Origin of the sequence: Nisaea denitrificans DSM 18348, from assembly GCF_000426505.1 — a bacterium.
In the GTDB taxonomy this organism is placed as follows: Bacteria; Pseudomonadota; Alphaproteobacteria; order Thalassobaculales; family Thalassobaculaceae; genus Nisaea; species Nisaea denitrificans.
The window spans coordinates 568,120-584,435 of the sequence record NZ_KE384531.1 but is presented as its reverse complement, the minus strand read 5'-3'; the positions used below and the strand labels follow the sequence as shown (position 1 = coordinate 584,435).

Below are 16,316 nucleotides of genomic sequence, written 5' to 3'. Positions count from 1 at the left end.
CCGTCGTTGCCGTTTGTGGGCTTCTCCTGACTTTGCTTGCCGCCTGCGCCGCGCCTCGCGCTCCATCAGACCCCATGGCATTCAACCGTGACGACGCGGCAGAGGTCTTTTCTGCCGGGTTCGAGGGCATTACCAGCTTCTATCTCGAAGAGACGGACCTGCCCTCACTCGCCGTCGCCGGCCTCTCCGGCTTGAAGACCTTGGATGATGCCATCACCGTCACCGATCGTGGCGAGCTGATTGTGATCGGCCGCAACGGGCATGAAGTCGCCGCCCTCTCCGTCCCCGATGCCGACGACGTGGCTCGATGGAGCATGTTGATGGCAGCTGCGGTCGATAGCGGACGCCAGCTCTCCCCCACGCTCCGGGAAGCACCTCCCGAGATCCTCTACGACGCGATCTTCAAGGCCGCCCTGCAAGACCTCGACCGATTCTCCAGATATACGACAGCGACAGCGGCCAACCGAAACCGGGCACACCGCCGCGGATATTCGGGAATAGGCATCCTGCTGTTCGAAAATCACGGCACCATCTACATCGAAGAAGTCTACGAAGACGGCCCCGCAGCCCAGAGTGGCCTTCACGTAGGAGACAGTATCGTCGCTATCGATGGCGAGACCGTCGACGGACTTGACGCCGTCGCCGTCTCGGATTTGCTGCGCGGACCCAGCGGCAGCGAGGTTCGAGTGACGACATCCAGCGACGAGATCCACAGGACAGCTGTTGCCACACGCGCACCGGTGATCGAACAGACCGTGTTCTCGAGCGGCAAGGGCGATACCGCGTATTTCGAAATCCGCAGTTTCAATGAAGACACAGCCGCCAGCCTTTCCCGCAAGGTTGGGCAAATGGCGGCTAAGATCGGGCCGTCCATGAACGGCATCATCCTCGATTTCAGGAACAACCGGGGCGGCGTTCTGCGCGATGCGATCTCCATCGCAGACCTCTTCATCGACAACGGCCGCATCCTCCTGACCAAGGGCCGGCACCCGCGATCGGTAAAGGAGTTCAAGGCACACAATCCCGACATCGCCGTCGGCATGCCGCTGATCGTGCTGATCAACCATGATTCGGCATCAGCCTCGGAAGTTGTCGCCGGTGCTCTGCAGGATAGCGGGCGCGCCGTCCTGATCGGCGGCCGGACCTATGGCAAGGGCACAGTGCAGATGATCGTCCACCTGCCGAATGAGGGCGAGCTGATCATCACCTGGGCGCGCATGTATACGCCGTCGGGATATCCGATCGGCCCCTTCGGGGTCTATCCGACAATCTGCACTGACGAAATCAAAGACCCCTCGCTGCAGCATGTTGCCGGGACGGCCCGCACAGCGGCCATACGCGCCCGTGAACTCCTCCGGCTACGCCGGATAGCACAGGACCTTGATGACAGCATTCAGGAAGCCTTGCTCGGCCGCTGCGGCGACCGGGCGCCCGCCACAGACGGGAATGACCTGGATCTCGCGCTTGCTTTGAAATTATTGGGACAGCGCAGTCTGTTCGACCGTGCTTTCGAAGCCTCACTGATAGCATCGCAATGGCCGTCGAAAGCCCAATGAAGGCGCTTGAAAATGGCCCGCTGATCTCCGCTTGACAGAGCCTGTTATATGGATATGTTTGCGGCCTTCTAATTCACTTTGACCGATGGGGAACGGCTATGGCCAAGCCCGCGACAGTTCTGATCAAGCTCGTCAGCTCCGCTGACACCGGATACTTCTACGTAACGAAGAAGAATCCGCGTACGCAGACCGAGAAACTTCAGCTCAAGAAGTATGACCCGGTCGTACGCAAGCACGTGCTTTTCAAGGAATCCAAGATCAAATAAGTATCATCTTATTATGATTTCTTGAACGGGTCGCCTTGGCGGCCCGTTTTGCATTTCAGACATGAAATTGGAAATTGCGGCTCTAGCCGGCTTCCGGGATATCGGAGACGACTCGGTTTCGCCCCGCGTTTTTCGCACCGTAAAGCGCCTTGTCCGCGCGCGTCATCAGGTCCTCGACGGTCTTGTCGTCGCCCGTGCGCATGGTCAGGCCGATGCTGATATTCACCGTGACCGGCTCTTCAACACCTTCAAAGGAAACATGGGTCTCAGAGACGCGGCGACGCAACCGCTCGGCCACAGCCTCGGCGAATTCTTCCGAGGTATCGGGCATCACCACCACGAATTCCTCGCCCCCGATCCGCGCGATCATATCGACGGATCTGAGGCTGTTGATCAAAGCTTCCGCGACCGCCTTCAGGACCTTGTCGCCGACGATGTGCCCGTGGGTATCGTTGACCGCTTTGAAATGGTCGATATCCAGCATCAGGAGCGCCAGCGGCTTGCGGCGCTCGACCGCGTTGTCCATCAAGCCTTTCAGATAGGTTTCCAAGTAGCGCCGGTTATAGAGCCCTGTGAGGCTATCGATCAGCGCCATGGACAGGGAACGCTCATAACTTTCGCGCAGCCGGTCCTGGAAGCGCCGGCGGCGGATCTGGGTGCGGGAACGCGCCGCGAGCTCGTTCTTGTCCAGCGGCTTCATGATGTAATCGTTCGCGCCGAGATCAAGCGCTTTCGCAAGCTTGTCGATCTGGTCTATTTCGCCGGTCATCAAGATGGGGATCTGCCGCGTCCGTTCCGTCGAGCGGAACTGGGATACAAGCCGCAGCGCGTCTTCGTCCTCCAGATTGAGGCTACAGACGATCAGCTCGATATCTTCACCCGCAGCGATTTCGCGCGCCTGCGCGGCCCCCGGGCAGGTGAAAACCATGTTTTCATCCCTGCTCAGAATTTTCTGCGTATTGGTGCCGTCAATGGGATTGTCTTCAATCAGAAGAATGCGCCCGGCCCGATAGTCCATGGCCAAGCCGTTCACACCGGTTTCCAGTACGCCGAAATGAGCTGACGTCTGCTCCCTCAGCAGCCACTCGTCGATCATGACCTTCAGACGCAGCAGGGACCGGACCCGCGCAAAAAGAGCGGTATCATCGACCGGTTTTGTCAGGAAATCGTCCGCCCCGGCCTCAAGCCCCCGAACCCTGTCGGATGGATCGCTGAGGGCGGTGACCATAACGACCGGAAGATGTGCGGTTGCCGGGTTGCTGCGAATTCTCTTGCAGACCTCGAAGCCGTCGATGCCAGGCATCATCACATCGAGCAGCACGATGTCAGGCGTATCCGACTGGATCATTTCCAAGGCATCGGGGCCATTTGTAGCCGTTCGAACATCGAAATACTCGCTCATCAGCTTGGCTTCGAGCAGCTTGATGTTCGGCAGGACGTCGTCGACGACGAGTACGCGTCCGGGCATCGCGGTCTATCCGAGGAATTTCTGGACGGTCTCCAGGAAATGGCTCACCGAAATCGGTTTAGCAATATATGCCTCACAGCCGCCTTCCCTGATCTTCTCCTCATCGCCCTTCATGGCAAAAGCTGTGACGGCGATAACGGGAATGGAATTCAAATCGTCATCTTCCTTGATCCATTTTGTGACTTCCAGACCCGAAACCTCGGGCAACTGGATGTCCATCAGGATGAGGTCTGGACGTTTCTCACGCGCAATCTTCAATGCTTCCATGCCATCGCGCGTACCGAGGATATTGTACCCGTGCGCCTCCAGCAGATCGTGAAACAGTTTCATGTTGAGCTCGTTATCCTCAACGATGAGCACTGTTTTTTCGACCGACGTTTCTGCCGTCACTACGTCCTCCATCCGACCCGCTGATCGGGCTTCCTGCCCGGTTATCCTGTATGCCACAGGCACAGGATAAAAAAGAATATCTTACAAATGAATAAACAGTCTAAACCCTTCCAGCGCAAGTGACCAATGAACTAAGCGGAGCTGGGCATGAGGCAGTCAGAGCCATCCGGTTTCAGGATCGGGATTGATCTCGGCGGAACAAAAACCGAGGCCGTCGCACTCAGCCCTTCCGGCGAGGTTGTCGCGCAGGAAAGAGTGCCTACCGTCAAGGGCGACTACGCGGCCACGATCTCGACCATTTCCGGCTTGGTAAACCGCACCGAAGACCTTATCGGGCAGAGCTGCACTGTCGGAATCGGCATTCCCGGTGCCGCATCGCGGGACACCGGGCTGGTGAAGAATGCCAACTCGACCTGGCTGATCGGTAAACCGCTTCAGAAAGACCTTGAAGAGGCCCTGGGCCGTCCCGTCAGATTACAGAATGACGCAAACTGCTTTGCCGTGTCAGAGGCCATAGACGGTGCGGGCAAGGGTGCCGAGATAGTGTTCGGGGTCATCCTCGGCACCGGCGTCGGAGCGGGGATCGCAATCCGTGGCGAGTGTCTTGAAGGCCGCAATTCCATCGCCGGCGAATGGGGGCATAATCCGCTACCCGCAGCCCGGGATGACGAACGCCCGGGACTCCTCTGTTATTGCGGACGGCACGGCTGCATCGAGACCTTTCTCTCCGGCCCGTCATTAGAGCGTCAATATGCAGAAGCTGGTGGCAAAAAGATCGCCGCGCGCGAGATAGAGTCCTTCTCGGCAGCAGGCGACCCGCTGGCGGATGCAACTCTCAGGATTTATGAGGAACGGCTGGCGCGCTCCCTCGCCCATGTCATCAACATTCTGGACCCCGACATCATTGTACTTGGTGGCGGGCTGTCCAATATCCGCAGGCTCTATGACACTGTCCCGGCCCTATGGGGCCCGCACGTGTTTTCGGATAGTGTAAGAACCAGATTGAGTCCTCCCCGGCACGGCGATTCAAGCGGAGTCAGAGGAGCGGCGTGGCTTTGGCCGCCCACGTGTTAGAAAACGGCCGGCAGCAGGCTGCGACGGGACAGCGACCATGACCGGGCATACGTCAGACACCTTGGCGCCAGATAACGCGGTATTGTGCCGGGACTGTTTTTCCTGGCTACCCGAGACAGCCATGCGTGGAGACGCGCGCTGCCCGAAATGCGGCTCGCCCCGCATGGTTACCCATCCCGAGCTTCGCGCCCTTGCCATAGCCCATATCGATTGCGATGCGTTCTACGCCACTGTTGAGAAGCGCGACAATCCGGAACTCCGCAGCAAACCTGTGATCGTCGGAGGCGGGCGCCGCGGTGTGGTCTCCGCGGCCTGTTATGTCGCGCGAACCTACGGCGTGCGCTCCGCAATGCCGATGTTCAAGGCGCTCAAGGCATGCCCCGGCGCCGTTGTCATCAAACCGGACATGCAGAAATACAGCCGTGTCGGCAAACAAATCCGCGAGCTGATGCTGTCTGTCACCCCGATGATCGAACCAATCTCCATCGACGAGGCGTTTCTTGATCTCACCGGGACCGAGAGACTGCATCATGCCCCGCCATCGGAAACCTTGTGCCGGCTGGTAGCCCGGATCGAAGCCGAGACAGGGATCACCGCTTCCATCGGGCTCAGCTACAACAAGTTTCTCGCCAAGGTGGCGTCCGATCTCGACAAGCCTCGAGGCTTTGCCGCCATCGGCCAGGAAGAGGCTACTACATTCCTGAAAAACCGCCCCGTGACCACCATCTGGGGCGTGGGCAAATCCCTGCATGAGAAATTACGGAGTGATGGCATCGAAACGGTCGGCCATCTGCAGGGCATGGAAGAAGCCGCCCTGATCCGCCGCTATGGCGGCATCGGCATGCGCCTGGCCCGCTTCTCCCATGGCCGCGACGACCGCAAGATCGAGCCACGGTCACCGGCCAAGAGCGTCTCCTGCGAGACCACTTTCGCGGATGACATCTCGAAACTGGATGCGCTGGATCCCATTCTCTGGCGCCTCTGCGAGGAACTCTCGACCCGCCTGAAAACCAAGGCCCTGAGCGGGAAGACCATTGTCCTGAAATTGAAAACCTCGGATTTCAAGGGCATCACCCGTCAGGTTCACCACCACGGCTCTACCCAAATGGCGGATACGCTCTATCGGGCAGGCAAGCACCTGCTCGAACGCGAAACCGATGGCCGGAAATTCCGCCTGATGGGCATAGGTGTTTCCGATCTGGCCGACCCTGACGGTGCGGACCTACCCGATCTGGCGGACCCTGAAATGGAACACCGTCTGAAAGTGGAACACGCGATGGATGCCGTACGGGCGAAACTTGGCGCGAAGGCGATCGAAAAAGGCCGCGGCTTCAGGAAAGCCGTCGAGAAGCAAGGCACCAGCGCCCGTATTCCTGAGGAAAACGAAGGCGAGAGCTAAGCCGACGACGCTGCCTGTGCTCAGCAGCCGCCCGGCGGCAGCCGTTCAAGGCGCTGCAAGGCAACATCCACGGTGAATTCCTTGAAATGGATCTCAAGCCGGCGGGCGATACCGTTTTCATGCAGGTCGACGGCCAATTCATAATCCGGCGACTCCGTCTTATTTTCCGGCCCGTAAAAAGCCAGCCTGACCGGCCAGTACGGCCCTGAAATCAGCGGCTCCTCCTCCCCCTCGGGGACAATCTCCAGTCCGATCGCGGCAGAGACAAACCCCGCAGGCTCAAACTCCGAGCCATCGAACAGCGATGCCGAAAAGAACTTTTCTCCGTCGGCCATTTTCTTGAGTAGGGCAATCGTGTGCTGGCTCGGAAACATGACATCGGCCGGCAGCTCCATCTCGACCTCGCCCGGCAGCGTAAAGTTGGCCGTTGCCGAGCCCGATGGAGACCGTTGCGCCCGGCCTTCCAAAGCTTCACCACCACTGGCGCCAAAATCCTTGTTCACAATGAACCGAAACGACGAGCCGTCCTTGGCTTCCCAAGTCGTCATCGTGGAATCGACACTGCTCCTCATACCCTCGGCACTTTCCAGGATCATCAGGTTGCGCTGATTGATTGCCCAGCCATCGCATGCATCTCGCCACTCGAAAGCCATCTGGCCACCGACAGCCGCAACATCGTTGGTCCCCGGCGCACCCTTGAGTGAAAGACGGTAAAGCGCCTTGTGCGGCACGAGCTGGCTTACAGATGCCGCTGCGACTGGAAGCGGCACGGCCCATTGCACCGCAATGGCGGCTAGAATCAGCGCAGTCAGTTTCAGAACGGGTTTCAAACAGTCCTCCCTCGGCTCAGCAGAACCTGGTGGTCAATCTCGCGGAAGGCACCCGGCACAGCTTGCCCCGTACCCGGCAAATCCTTCCGCCCATTCACCAATATGGACCTGCATTTCGAAATTGTAACTGGGCTTAGAGAAAAATATTTCATTAATTTCAATTACTTCCAAGTCACCCCATGAGTGGCACACCCCATGCATTCCCTAGGGAGCGAGAAACAACAACTTAGGTGGTGTGACATGTCGAACCTCATGCACCCGCAGACACAGGAACTGGAAGACACGAACTTGACGAGCGCTTTCGCAAATCTTGACGTTGGCAATCTCCTCTCCCGCATGCCGGCAGATATCGCGGACCGTGCTTCTCAGATCGTTAAAGATCAGGACCTGAACGACACCGAAATCGCATTGCGCCTTGCCATGATTGCAATGACCGAAGCCGAGAACCGGATCGCACGGCAGGAAAAGCGCATCACTTTCCTCGAAGGTCTGTCCGTCACGGACGAGCTGACGGGGCTGCTGAACCGGCGCGGCTTCAGTGATCGCCTGCAGAACGCTCTCGCAGCCGCAAAGCGTCAAGGGCTGACCGGCGCACTGTTGCTGATCGACCTCGACAAGTTCAAAGCCGTCAATGACAGCTACGGGCACATGGCTGGCGATGCACTGCTGGTGACCGTTGCAAGAATTCTCCAGTCGCGGACCCGCGAAACCGACAGCATCGCGCGCCTTGGCGGCGACGAATTCGCGGTCATCATGCCGGGCGCCAACGACGACGAAGCAGCCGCACGGATCGCGGCGCTCGACCAGGAACTGAATACGCGGACCCTGCAGTGGAACGGGTCCTCCATCCATCTTCACGCGAGTGTCGGTCACGACGCCTACGGTCAGGACGACACCGAAACCGAATTGCTCGACAGGGTCGACCGCGCAATGTACGCGCGGAAGCAAAACAGTCCGTTCTCGGCACTGTAATCGCCCCTGCCTTGCAACCTACTTGTCGATACGGGCTTCTGCCTTCTCTGTCGGCAAGCACCCAGAGCAAACCTGAGGGAGCTGAGCAATCAGCTCCCTCTTTTTCTTTCTGCCCCAGCCGCGACCAGGTTGCCCACGCAGATGGAAATGCCTAGGTTTTGCCTGCCCGCGGCACCGAGCGCTCGCTCACTACGTCGCAGCTTCAGCGCATTCACAGGAGCAAGCCACATGGCTTACCTCTTTCTCGCCCTCGCCATCATTGCCGAAGTGATCGGCACGATGGCGTTGAAGGCAACCAACGGCTTCACGGTTATCCTGCCATCGGCCATCGTGCTGGTCGCATATGCCGCCGCCTTTGTTCTGTTGAGCTTCTGTCTTCGGGAAATTCCCGTCGGCATCGCTTATGGTATTTGGGCTGGCATCGGGATTGTGCTGGTGACCGTGGCCGGCGCTTTAATCTACAAGCAGATCCCGGATCTTCCCGCCATCATCGGCCTGCTGCTGATCGTGGCCGGGGTCACCGTCATTCATCTCTTCTCGAAGAGCACCGGGCATTAAAAAACACCCGGCTCGAAAACCGGGTGTAATCCTACTCAATCAGGAACGGCCACGCAGGCCGCCGGGTCAATTCGTTATCTTGGCTGCCCAGGGCTGTTTGCCGGAAACCGGTCCAAGCGCGGAAGCCATTTGCAGTGCGTCCTTGCCGGTGAAGGGTCCGACGGCGACCCGATGCCACAGGCTGCCTCTGACATGCACCGACATGATGACCGGCGCCGAGCCGATAGAGTCCGGCGCCGTTTCTTTCAGGTGCTCCGCCCGTTTCTTGTCACGGAAGGAGCCGAGCATCACGAAATGGTCCGCAGGCTGCGCTTTAACCGCCCCCATTGCAGCACGATGGATCGACCGCTGCACCGGAAGAATCGTCATTTCCGCCGCGCTATCACGGCTTATGCTTTGCTTGTGCTCGGTAAGATCGTCATCAGGCGATACTTTCCAGCTCGCAAGGGAAGAGATCGGCAGGGCAAGTTGATTATCTTTCGAGACAACACTTTTAAGCTCGATCGGCTCCAGCGCATGTTCGGGATCGATCGGAGCAAACCCGGCGACAGTCAAATCGTTGAGCGGCGAGAGGCCCGCGCTGATGGAGGATGGAACGGCACTCCCCCCATCGTCGCCAAAGATCATCTTGGAAAGCGAAGTTTTGGAGGCTGTGACGTCTGGACTCTGCACATCGCGCTCTCCATCAACGAACACCGTCAGGATCGTCTCTCCCGAGACCGTTCCCTCGGGAATTGAATTCTGATCGATCCAGTCGTCGGAATCCCCCGGGTAGTACGCCACGAGTTCTGTCAGAGGCTTCGTGTTATCGCCATCGTAGGTACGGCACGGGTCATCGCCGAAAACGACGCGCAGCATCGAGCAGTCTTCATCCGCTGCGGCGGAAATGACGTGGTCGGCAGTGGTTTTTCCGGTGGTAAGGAACGCGAGACCGGATAATCCGGTGGTGGCAAGGCTGATTGCCGGTGGGATCGCAGGAAGGCAACCACCCAACAAGAGCGGTAACACCGCAACTACAAGACCTCGCCTCATATCGATTCCCCCGCAAGAATCAACGACTTATTCTGTTTTATTTTAGCGAAATCTCAAAAATAGGCAAGCTTCGCAATTTATCTATATTTATCACGTCTCTGCCCGACCGCTTATAGCGTTGAAATCAGGAGACTGTTTTGGCTCAAAGGCAGCATTCCGCTGCGCGTGTTTTCCGTGTATGAGAACCCTATGACCGTTATTACCGATACCGCTGCGCTCTCCGCCGTCTGTGCCGAGTTCGCGACCGAAGACTTCGTGACAATCGACACGGAGTTCATGCGCGAGAAGACCTACTATCCCCAGCTTTGTCTGGTTCAGTTAGGGAACGACGAGAAGGCTGTCGCCATCGACACCCTCGCGGACGGACTCGACCTTGCCCCGCTTATCGAGCTGCTTAAGAACAAAAAGGTTCTGAAGGTCTTCCATGCGGCACGCCAGGATCTTGAGATATTCTACCATCTCTGCGGGGAACTCCCGGCGCCGATTTTCGACACGCAGGTCGCCGGCATGATCTGCGGCTTCGGGGATTCTGTTTCCTACGACAAACTGGTGCAGAGCCTGACTGGCGTTCATCTCGATAAAAGCTCACGTTTCGCGGACTGGTCCCATCGGCCTCTCAGTGAGAAGCAGATCGGCTACGCGCTTGCCGATGTCATCCACCTTCGCCCTGTCTATCGCGCCCTGGTGGAAAGCATCGAGAAATCCGGCCGTATGGACTGGATTGCGGACGAGGTCGCTAAAATGGCAGACCCGGCGATTTACGACCCCGATCCCGAAACCGTCTGGCAACGCCTGAAAGTCCGCAGCGGGAAACCCAGGTTTTTGGCCGTTTTGCAGCAGATCGCGGCCTTCCGTGAACGCGAGGCACGACAGCGGGATGTGCCGCGTAATCGTATCCTGCGCGATGACGTGCTGATGGATATCGCCGCACACGCACCGAGCACACCGGAAGAACTGGCCCGCACCCGGACCTTCAACGCACAGGTGGCGAACGGCCGGCTGGGTCAGGAAATCATCAAAGTCGTCAACAAGGCCCTCGCGATACCGAACGATGCCTGCCCCAGGCTTCCGGCAAAGGACGACAGGCGCGAAGCGCCTGGCCCGATTGTCGAGTTGCTGAAGGTGCTGCTGAAAATCCGCTCGGACGAGGAAAAAGTCGCCGCCCGCCTGATCGCAAATGCGGCCGACATCGAGTCCATCGCGCTGGACGATGATGCGGATGTTCCTGCTCTGACGGGCTGGCGCCGCGATCTGTTTGGCGCCGATGCAGTCAATCTGAAACACGGGCGGATCGGACTGACTGCTGAAGCCGGGAAAATCAAGCTGATGCGGCTCTGACGGAGCCCCATCGCTTTTTAATATTCGATCCGGATATCCTGACCCAGCGCTTCTGACAGCGCTGCGATTCTCCGTGTCACCACGTCACCGCCGAGTCCGCCCTGGTGGCCGTGCATGCTGATGACAAAGCCGCGCTCTCCCACCATGTCACGCTCACGCTCAAGCTGGGCGCTCTCCAGAAGCTCCGTCGCACCACCGGACAGGGTCAGCGCAAGCCGCAGGGCTAGTCCGACCCTGTAGGCCAGATCGCGCCGGCGGATCGACAGCAGCTTGCGGACCCGATGGGTTCCCTCTTCTTCGATACTGCCGGTGTAACGGGCCAGGATCGCAAAAGCGAGAAACACCCGGTCGGCATGGTTCAAGCCGACGACCGGCAGGCGCAGCACCCGGATAAAAGCATGCTCGCCACGATAGCTCGGATGCTCGCCCCAGGCGAAATCACTGAGAATGCACGCCGTCCGGATCAGGCGTTGTTCCGCAGCAGGCACGCCCTCGAAAAATGGTGCTATCCAGCGCTCCAGAACCTCCGGGTGCGGGCTGAAACGGCTGCTCTTGCGGGCAATATCCATGCAGCTGTCGACCAGCGGATCGCGCGCCTGCTCACCCTGCGGCAACCGATCATAGAGGCACCCTTCGCGCAATCCGAAAGACGAGAACACGACCTGGCGCGGACGGCCGAGTTCAATCACCCGCTTCAGAACCAGGGCCGTAACAGGCAGCTTTTCCACGCGGCGTTTTGAAACCGCATCTAGGGCCCGCAGATCCTTCCGGCCCGTCCGGGTGATTTCGTCGAGGAAACGGACAGCTTCCTCCGCCCCAATCGCATAGTTATGGATCACCGCCAAAGGATAGTCGGTCAACTCCATATGCGCGCGTGCAAGGCTGCGCCAGGCGCCGCCGACAGAGAACAGGTCACGCCCGGACATGGCGTCAAGCCAAAGCACGCCATTCAGAATGGAGTCGATCCTGTCCGTCAACTCGTCCCGGTTCTGCCGGGTGAGTTCGCCGAGCCGGAGCGGCCCCAGGGGCGTGGTCTCGAAACGGCGCGCCTTGCTGTTCTGGACATCGACGAGCTCGAGGCTGCCGCCACCGAGATCGCCGACCACGCCATCCGCCTCCGGGAAAGCACTGATCACCCCGAGGGCGGACAGGCGGGCCTCTTCATCTCCCGACAACACCATGACACGGGCACCGAACCGGCCTTCGACGGCCGAGACGAATTCATCTCCGTTTCGGGCATCTCGAACCGCTGCCGTCGCCAGTACACGGACCTCGGAAACGCCCATACCCTTGGCAATCGTGAAATAACGCTCCAGGTTCTCCATCGCCGAGCGGACACCCTGCTCGGACAGATGTCCGGTTTCCTGCAGCCCCGTGCCGAGGCCACAAAGCGCTTTTTCATTGAACAACGGAATGGGCATCCGCCCATCGCCTTCGAAAACGACGAGACGGATAGAGTTCGATCCAATATCCAGCACTCCAACGAGGCCACTATGGTCGGGCCCGTTATTGGAGATCCAGCCGTCTTGAGAAAAGGGAACTGACAAACGTTATTCCGTGCCGCTCAGCTTCTTGGGCATTTCGTTCGACCGCTTCAGAGCACTGCCGCGGCCGGACAGGCTTGGATTGGTCATGAAATATTTATGTGCCGAGAACGCTCCCGCACCGGCGGCAACCCGGACAAAGCGACCATCCGGCTCCGCGATCCAGGAATTCGTCTCATCCTTCAGGTTCGCCACCATGATCTGGTCCAGAACCTGGCGGTGCACCGTCCGGTTTTCGATAGGCACGAAATGCTCCACCCGGCGATCCAGATTACGCGTCATCCAGTCAGCGGAGGACATGTACACTTTCGCCTGATCGGAGGGAAGCTTCCGACCATTGCCGAAACAGAATATCCGCGAATGCTCAAGGAACCTGCCCACAATGCTCTGCACATGGATGTTCTCCGATAAACCCGGCAATCCCGGCCGCAGGCAGCAGATACCGCGGATGACCAGTTCGATCTTCACGCCCTCGTTCGACGCCCGGTACAACAGATCGATCAGGTCCGGATCGACCAGAGAATTCATCTTTGCCCATATCGTTGCCGGCTTGCCCTGCCGGGCAAATTCGATCTCGGTATCAACAAGCTCGTGCACCTTCTGGCGCATGGTCAGCGGCGAGAGCGACAGCTTGTCCATCTGCTGCGGCGTGGCATAGCCGGTCATGTAGTTGAACATGCGCGCGGCATCCCGGCACAGCACCGGGTCGCAGGTGAAGAAGGAAAGGTCCGTGTAAATCTTCGCCGTGATCGGATGATAGTTTCCGGTCCCGAAATGTACGTAGTTCCTGAGGCCATTGCCTTCGCGCCGGACCACCAGCGAGATCTTCGCGTGGGTTTTCAGATCCACAAAACCGTAAACGACCTGGACGCCCGCGCGTTCCAGATCACGGGCAAGACGGATATTCGCTTCCTCGTCGAACCTAGCCTTCAGCTCGACCATAGCCGTGACCGACTTTCCGGCCTCCGCCGCCTCAATCAGGGCGTTCACGATCGGGCTGCCTTTGGATGTCCGGTAGAGCGTCTGCTTGATTGAGACCACCGCCGGGTCCGCCGCCGCCTGGCGCAGGAATTGGACGACGACGTCGAAGCTCTCATAGGGGTGGTGGACAACAATGTCCTTGGCGCGGATCGCAGCCAGGCAATCGCCGCCAAAATCACGGATACGCTCCGGGAAGCGTGGATTGAACGGTTTCCAAAGCAGGTCCGGGCGCTCGCTGACAATCAGCTGCGACAGATCCGCAAGGCCAACCATCTCGTCCAGGGTGAAGAGATCCTCTTTAGCCACCTTCATCTCATCGACAACAAAGTTTCGGAGATCTTCCGGCATGTCCTTGTTCATCGATAGGCGAATGACGTTACCGCGCCGGCGGCGTTTCAGGGCCGACTCGAACGATAGGACGAGATCTTCGGCCTCTTCATCCACTTCCATTTCACTGTCGCGCAGGACCCGGAAGATACCGTGTCCGGCAACGGTGAAATTCGGGAACAGCTGGTCGACATGCTCGATGATCACCTGCTCGATGGCGATGAAACGGATATCCTTGCCCGGCAGGCGGACAAAACGGCCCACCTGCGCCGGAAGCGGAAGCAACGCTTCCATATCGATGGCGTTGGAAGCATCCGTGAGCTGCATGGCGAGGCAGACACCACCGTTCGGAAGGAACGGGAACGGATGCGCCGGATCGATTGCGAGCGGAGTCAGCAGGGGGAAAACCTGATCGATGAAATGGCCCTCAAGCCACTTCCGTTCTGCGGTAGTGAGGTCAGCTGCGGTGATCAGATGGAACCCGGCCGTGCGCAACTCACCAAGCAGCATGGCAAGATATTGCTGCTGAACAGCGATCAGTTCAGCGGCCTTTTCCGCGATGGCGACAAGCTGGTTCGTCGGGGAGAGACCATCCGCGCTCGGCGTGGTCACGCCGGCATTCACCATGCCTTTCAGACCGGCCACCCGGACCGTGTAGAACTCGTCGAGGTTCGACGCTGAAATGGATACGAACCGAAGTCGTTCCAGCAACGGATGCGCGGGATTGTTCGCTTCTTCAAGAACGCGGGCATTGAAGCCGAGCCAAGACAGTTCCCTGTTGAAAAACCGCTCGGGCGATGTCGCGTCAATACGCGTCGTGCTTTCCGCCTGACTCTCGCTCACGGGGCCGTCTCCTCGTCATGACTGTATTGCTGGACCTCGCAGCGCCAACAGCGCTTGTCGCTGTCATAACACAGGTCGGCCCGGGATATGGAATATCCCGGGCCGGACCGTAATCCTGTCGCGTTTCAGTTCGATGACGGTTTCCGTCCGATATGACGAATACCGTCATCCAACGCCTACATGGTGCTGCGGAAGGCCCCGCCGTCCATCAGCACGTTCTGGCCGTTGATATAGCCGGCATGCGCGCTGCACAGGAACGCACAGGTCTGGCCGAACTCGTCCGGATAACCGAACCGGCCGGCAGTGTGCTGTGCAGCCTGCTCCGCATAATAGGTCTCGAAATCGACGCCGGCCTTTTCCGCATGCAGCTTCATGTTGCCGCGCAGCCGGTCGGTGTCGAACGGGCCGGGGAGCAGACCGTTGATGGTGACGCCATCCTTGGCGACTTCACGGGCAATGCCGGCACAGAAACCGGTCAGGCCGGTGCGGGCTCCGTTGGAAAGCCCGAGGATCGCGATGGGCGACTTCACGGCACCGGAGGTGATGTTCACGATACGGCCGAACTTGCGGTCGATCATGCCGTCGATGGTCGCCTTGATCAGCTCGATGGCGGTCAGCATGTTGGCATCGACAGCCTTGATCCAGTCGTCGCGGGTCCAGTCCCGGAAGTTGCCCGGCGGCGGGCCGCCCGCATTGTTTACAAGGATGTCGAGCTTGGCGTCGAACGGCGCCAGCGCCTTTGCCCGGCCTTCGTCGGTGGTGATGTCGCATGCGATGGCATGCACGGTCGCGCCGGTGGCCGACCGGATTTCCTCGGCCGTTGCCTCGATCGCTTCAGGCGTCCGCGAGCAGATCGTCAGATCCGCACCGTTTTGTGCAAGCGCCATCGCCGATGCCTTGCCGAGCCCTTTGCTCGACGCGCAGACGAGGGCTTTCTTCCCTTTAATTCCCAGATCCATGGATAGTGCTCCGTTTGTTTGTTTTTTCGTTAGCAGTCCCGGTGCTATCCCGCAGCCCGCGCTTCCAGCGCGCGGCGTGCAAGTGGCAGTGTGATCCGGCGCCCCTCGGCAAGCGACATGGCGTCGATGGTTTCGACCAGTGCCCGTGCTTCCGAAAATGATCGTTCCATGCGCCCGACCAGAAAGGCCAGAACCTCTTCAGCAACGAACAATTGCCGGTCGCGAAAGAGTTTGTCCATAATTCCCGAGATCAATGCGTCGTCGGGATCGCTGATCGCCACGGCAGGCAACGCAGAGAAGCGCGATTTCACATCCGCCGGGTGAAGTTCCATACGCGAGACAGGCGTTCGGGACAACACCAGCAAAGCGCCCCGACGCTCGACAATCATGTTGTAGAGATGAAAGGCGGGCACGCCCGGCAGGCTCTCGTCGACATTGTCCAGTACGATATAGCGGGCCTCGCCGAGCAACGCTCGCAGCCGATCCACATCCAGGTCCGCCGGACGGAGCATGATGGCGCTGGCTTTGCGGGCCCAGACCTCCGCCAGATGACTTTTGCCCGAGGCTTCGGGCCCGTGCACGTTCAGTCCCCATGTCGCCTCCGGCCAAGACGGCCAGGAATCGATCCAGGCAGTTGCTGCCTCATTGCAGGTGGAGACGAGATATTCGCCTCGGTCAAAGGCCGGGCGATGCTCCAGCGACAAGGGCAGCTGCCCGCCTTCGCCGCCGATCAGACGCGATCCGTTGTTCTGTTCAATCATAATAGCCCGTTGGTCCTA

Annotated in this window: 15 protein-coding genes; 7 read left to right on the top strand and 8 right to left on the bottom strand. The window is 59.2% G+C overall.

Annotated elements, in window-relative coordinates; translation table 11 throughout:
- The first annotated feature begins 74 nt into the window (after positions 1–74).
- Together K328_RS25050 and rpmG are read left to right on the top strand one after the other, a co-directional pair.
- Entirely contained in the window at positions 75–1,556 is a 1,482-nt protein-coding gene (locus K328_RS25050; protein WP_051285203.1) for a S41 family peptidase, read from the top strand.
- Positions 1,557–1,654: 98 nt separating this feature from the next.
- The gene (gene rpmG / locus K328_RS0119705; RefSeq protein ID WP_028467442.1) at positions 1,655–1,822 is read left to right on the top strand and encodes a 50S ribosomal protein L33; all 168 of its coding nucleotides are present in this window, start codon (positions 1,655–1,657) and stop codon (positions 1,820–1,822) included.
- 82 nt (positions 1,823–1,904) lie between these two features.
- Here rpmG and K328_RS0119700 read toward each other — a convergent pair whose 3' ends face one another.
- Both K328_RS0119700 and K328_RS0119695 read right to left on the bottom strand, forming a co-directional pair.
- Entirely contained in the window at positions 1,905–3,290 is a 1,386-nt protein-coding gene (locus tag K328_RS0119700) for a PleD family two-component system response regulator (protein WP_028467441.1), read from the bottom strand.
- 6 nt (positions 3,291–3,296) lie between these two features.
- Positions 3,297–3,680, bottom strand: coding sequence for a response regulator (locus K328_RS0119695; RefSeq protein ID WP_281169439.1), 384 nt, complete (start codon positions 3,678–3,680; stop codon positions 3,297–3,299).
- Positions 3,681–3,827: 147 nt separating this feature from the next.
- On the opposite strand from K328_RS0119695, the gene K328_RS0119690 reads away from it, so the two are divergent.
- Together K328_RS0119690 and K328_RS0119685 are read left to right on the top strand one after the other, a co-directional pair.
- The gene (locus K328_RS0119690; protein ID WP_028467439.1) at positions 3,828–4,754 is read left to right on the top strand and encodes an ROK family protein; all 927 of its coding nucleotides are present in this window, start codon (positions 3,828–3,830) and stop codon (positions 4,752–4,754) included.
- Between the two features lie 37 nt (positions 4,755–4,791).
- Positions 4,792–6,153, top strand: a complete 1,362-nt coding sequence (locus tag K328_RS0119685; RefSeq protein ID WP_084608432.1) for a DNA polymerase IV — start codon at positions 4,792–4,794, stop codon at positions 6,151–6,153.
- Positions 6,154–6,173: 20 nt separating this feature from the next.
- Here K328_RS0119685 and K328_RS25045 read toward each other — a convergent pair whose 3' ends face one another.
- Positions 6,174–6,983, bottom strand: a complete 810-nt coding sequence (locus K328_RS25045) for an EipB family protein (protein WP_051285199.1) — start codon at positions 6,981–6,983, stop codon at positions 6,174–6,176.
- Between the two features lie 240 nt (positions 6,984–7,223).
- On the opposite strand from K328_RS25045, the gene K328_RS25040 reads away from it, so the two are divergent.
- Both K328_RS25040 and K328_RS0119670 read left to right on the top strand, forming a co-directional pair.
- Entirely contained in the window at positions 7,224–7,955 is a 732-nt protein-coding gene (locus K328_RS25040; protein ID WP_051285196.1) for a GGDEF domain-containing protein, read from the top strand.
- A 228-nt stretch (positions 7,956–8,183) separates the two neighbouring features.
- On the top strand, positions 8,184–8,513 hold the full coding sequence (locus K328_RS0119670) for a DMT family transporter (RefSeq protein WP_028467437.1): 330 nt from the start codon (positions 8,184–8,186) through the stop codon (positions 8,511–8,513).
- Positions 8,514–8,579: 66 nt separating this feature from the next.
- On the opposite strand, the gene K328_RS0119665 is transcribed toward K328_RS0119670, so the two are convergent.
- Positions 8,580–9,545: an SPOR domain-containing protein gene (locus tag K328_RS0119665; protein ID WP_084608430.1), complete on the bottom strand. Its 966-nt coding sequence runs from the start codon at positions 9,543–9,545 to the stop codon at positions 8,580–8,582.
- Positions 9,546–9,734: 189 nt separating this feature from the next.
- Between K328_RS0119665 and rnd the strand changes: the two genes are divergently transcribed.
- Positions 9,735–10,883, top strand: a complete 1,149-nt coding sequence (rnd, locus tag K328_RS0119660; protein WP_028467435.1) for a ribonuclease D — start codon at positions 9,735–9,737, stop codon at positions 10,881–10,883.
- Between the two features lie 17 nt (positions 10,884–10,900).
- On the opposite strand, the gene K328_RS25035 is transcribed toward rnd, so the two are convergent.
- The 4 genes from K328_RS25035 to K328_RS0119640 all read right to left on the bottom strand — a co-directional run bounded on the left by K328_RS25035 (position 10,901) and on the right by K328_RS0119640 (position 16,298).
- The gene (locus tag K328_RS25035; protein ID WP_342665357.1) at positions 10,901–12,361 is read right to left on the bottom strand and encodes a Ppx/GppA phosphatase family protein; all 1,461 of its coding nucleotides are present in this window, start codon (positions 12,359–12,361) and stop codon (positions 10,901–10,903) included.
- 72 nt (positions 12,362–12,433) lie between these two features.
- Entirely contained in the window at positions 12,434–14,578 is a 2,145-nt protein-coding gene (locus K328_RS0119650; RefSeq protein ID WP_028467434.1) for an RNA degradosome polyphosphate kinase, read from the bottom strand.
- Positions 14,579–14,754: 176 nt separating this feature from the next.
- Positions 14,755–15,537: an SDR family oxidoreductase gene (locus tag K328_RS0119645; RefSeq protein WP_028467433.1), complete on the bottom strand. Its 783-nt coding sequence runs from the start codon at positions 15,535–15,537 to the stop codon at positions 14,755–14,757.
- Between the two features lie 44 nt (positions 15,538–15,581).
- Positions 15,582–16,298 (bottom strand): HdaA/DnaA family protein, encoded by a 717-nt coding sequence (locus K328_RS0119640; RefSeq protein WP_051285193.1) that lies wholly within the window; start codon positions 16,296–16,298, stop codon positions 15,582–15,584.
- Positions 16,299–16,316: the final 18 nt, after the last annotated feature.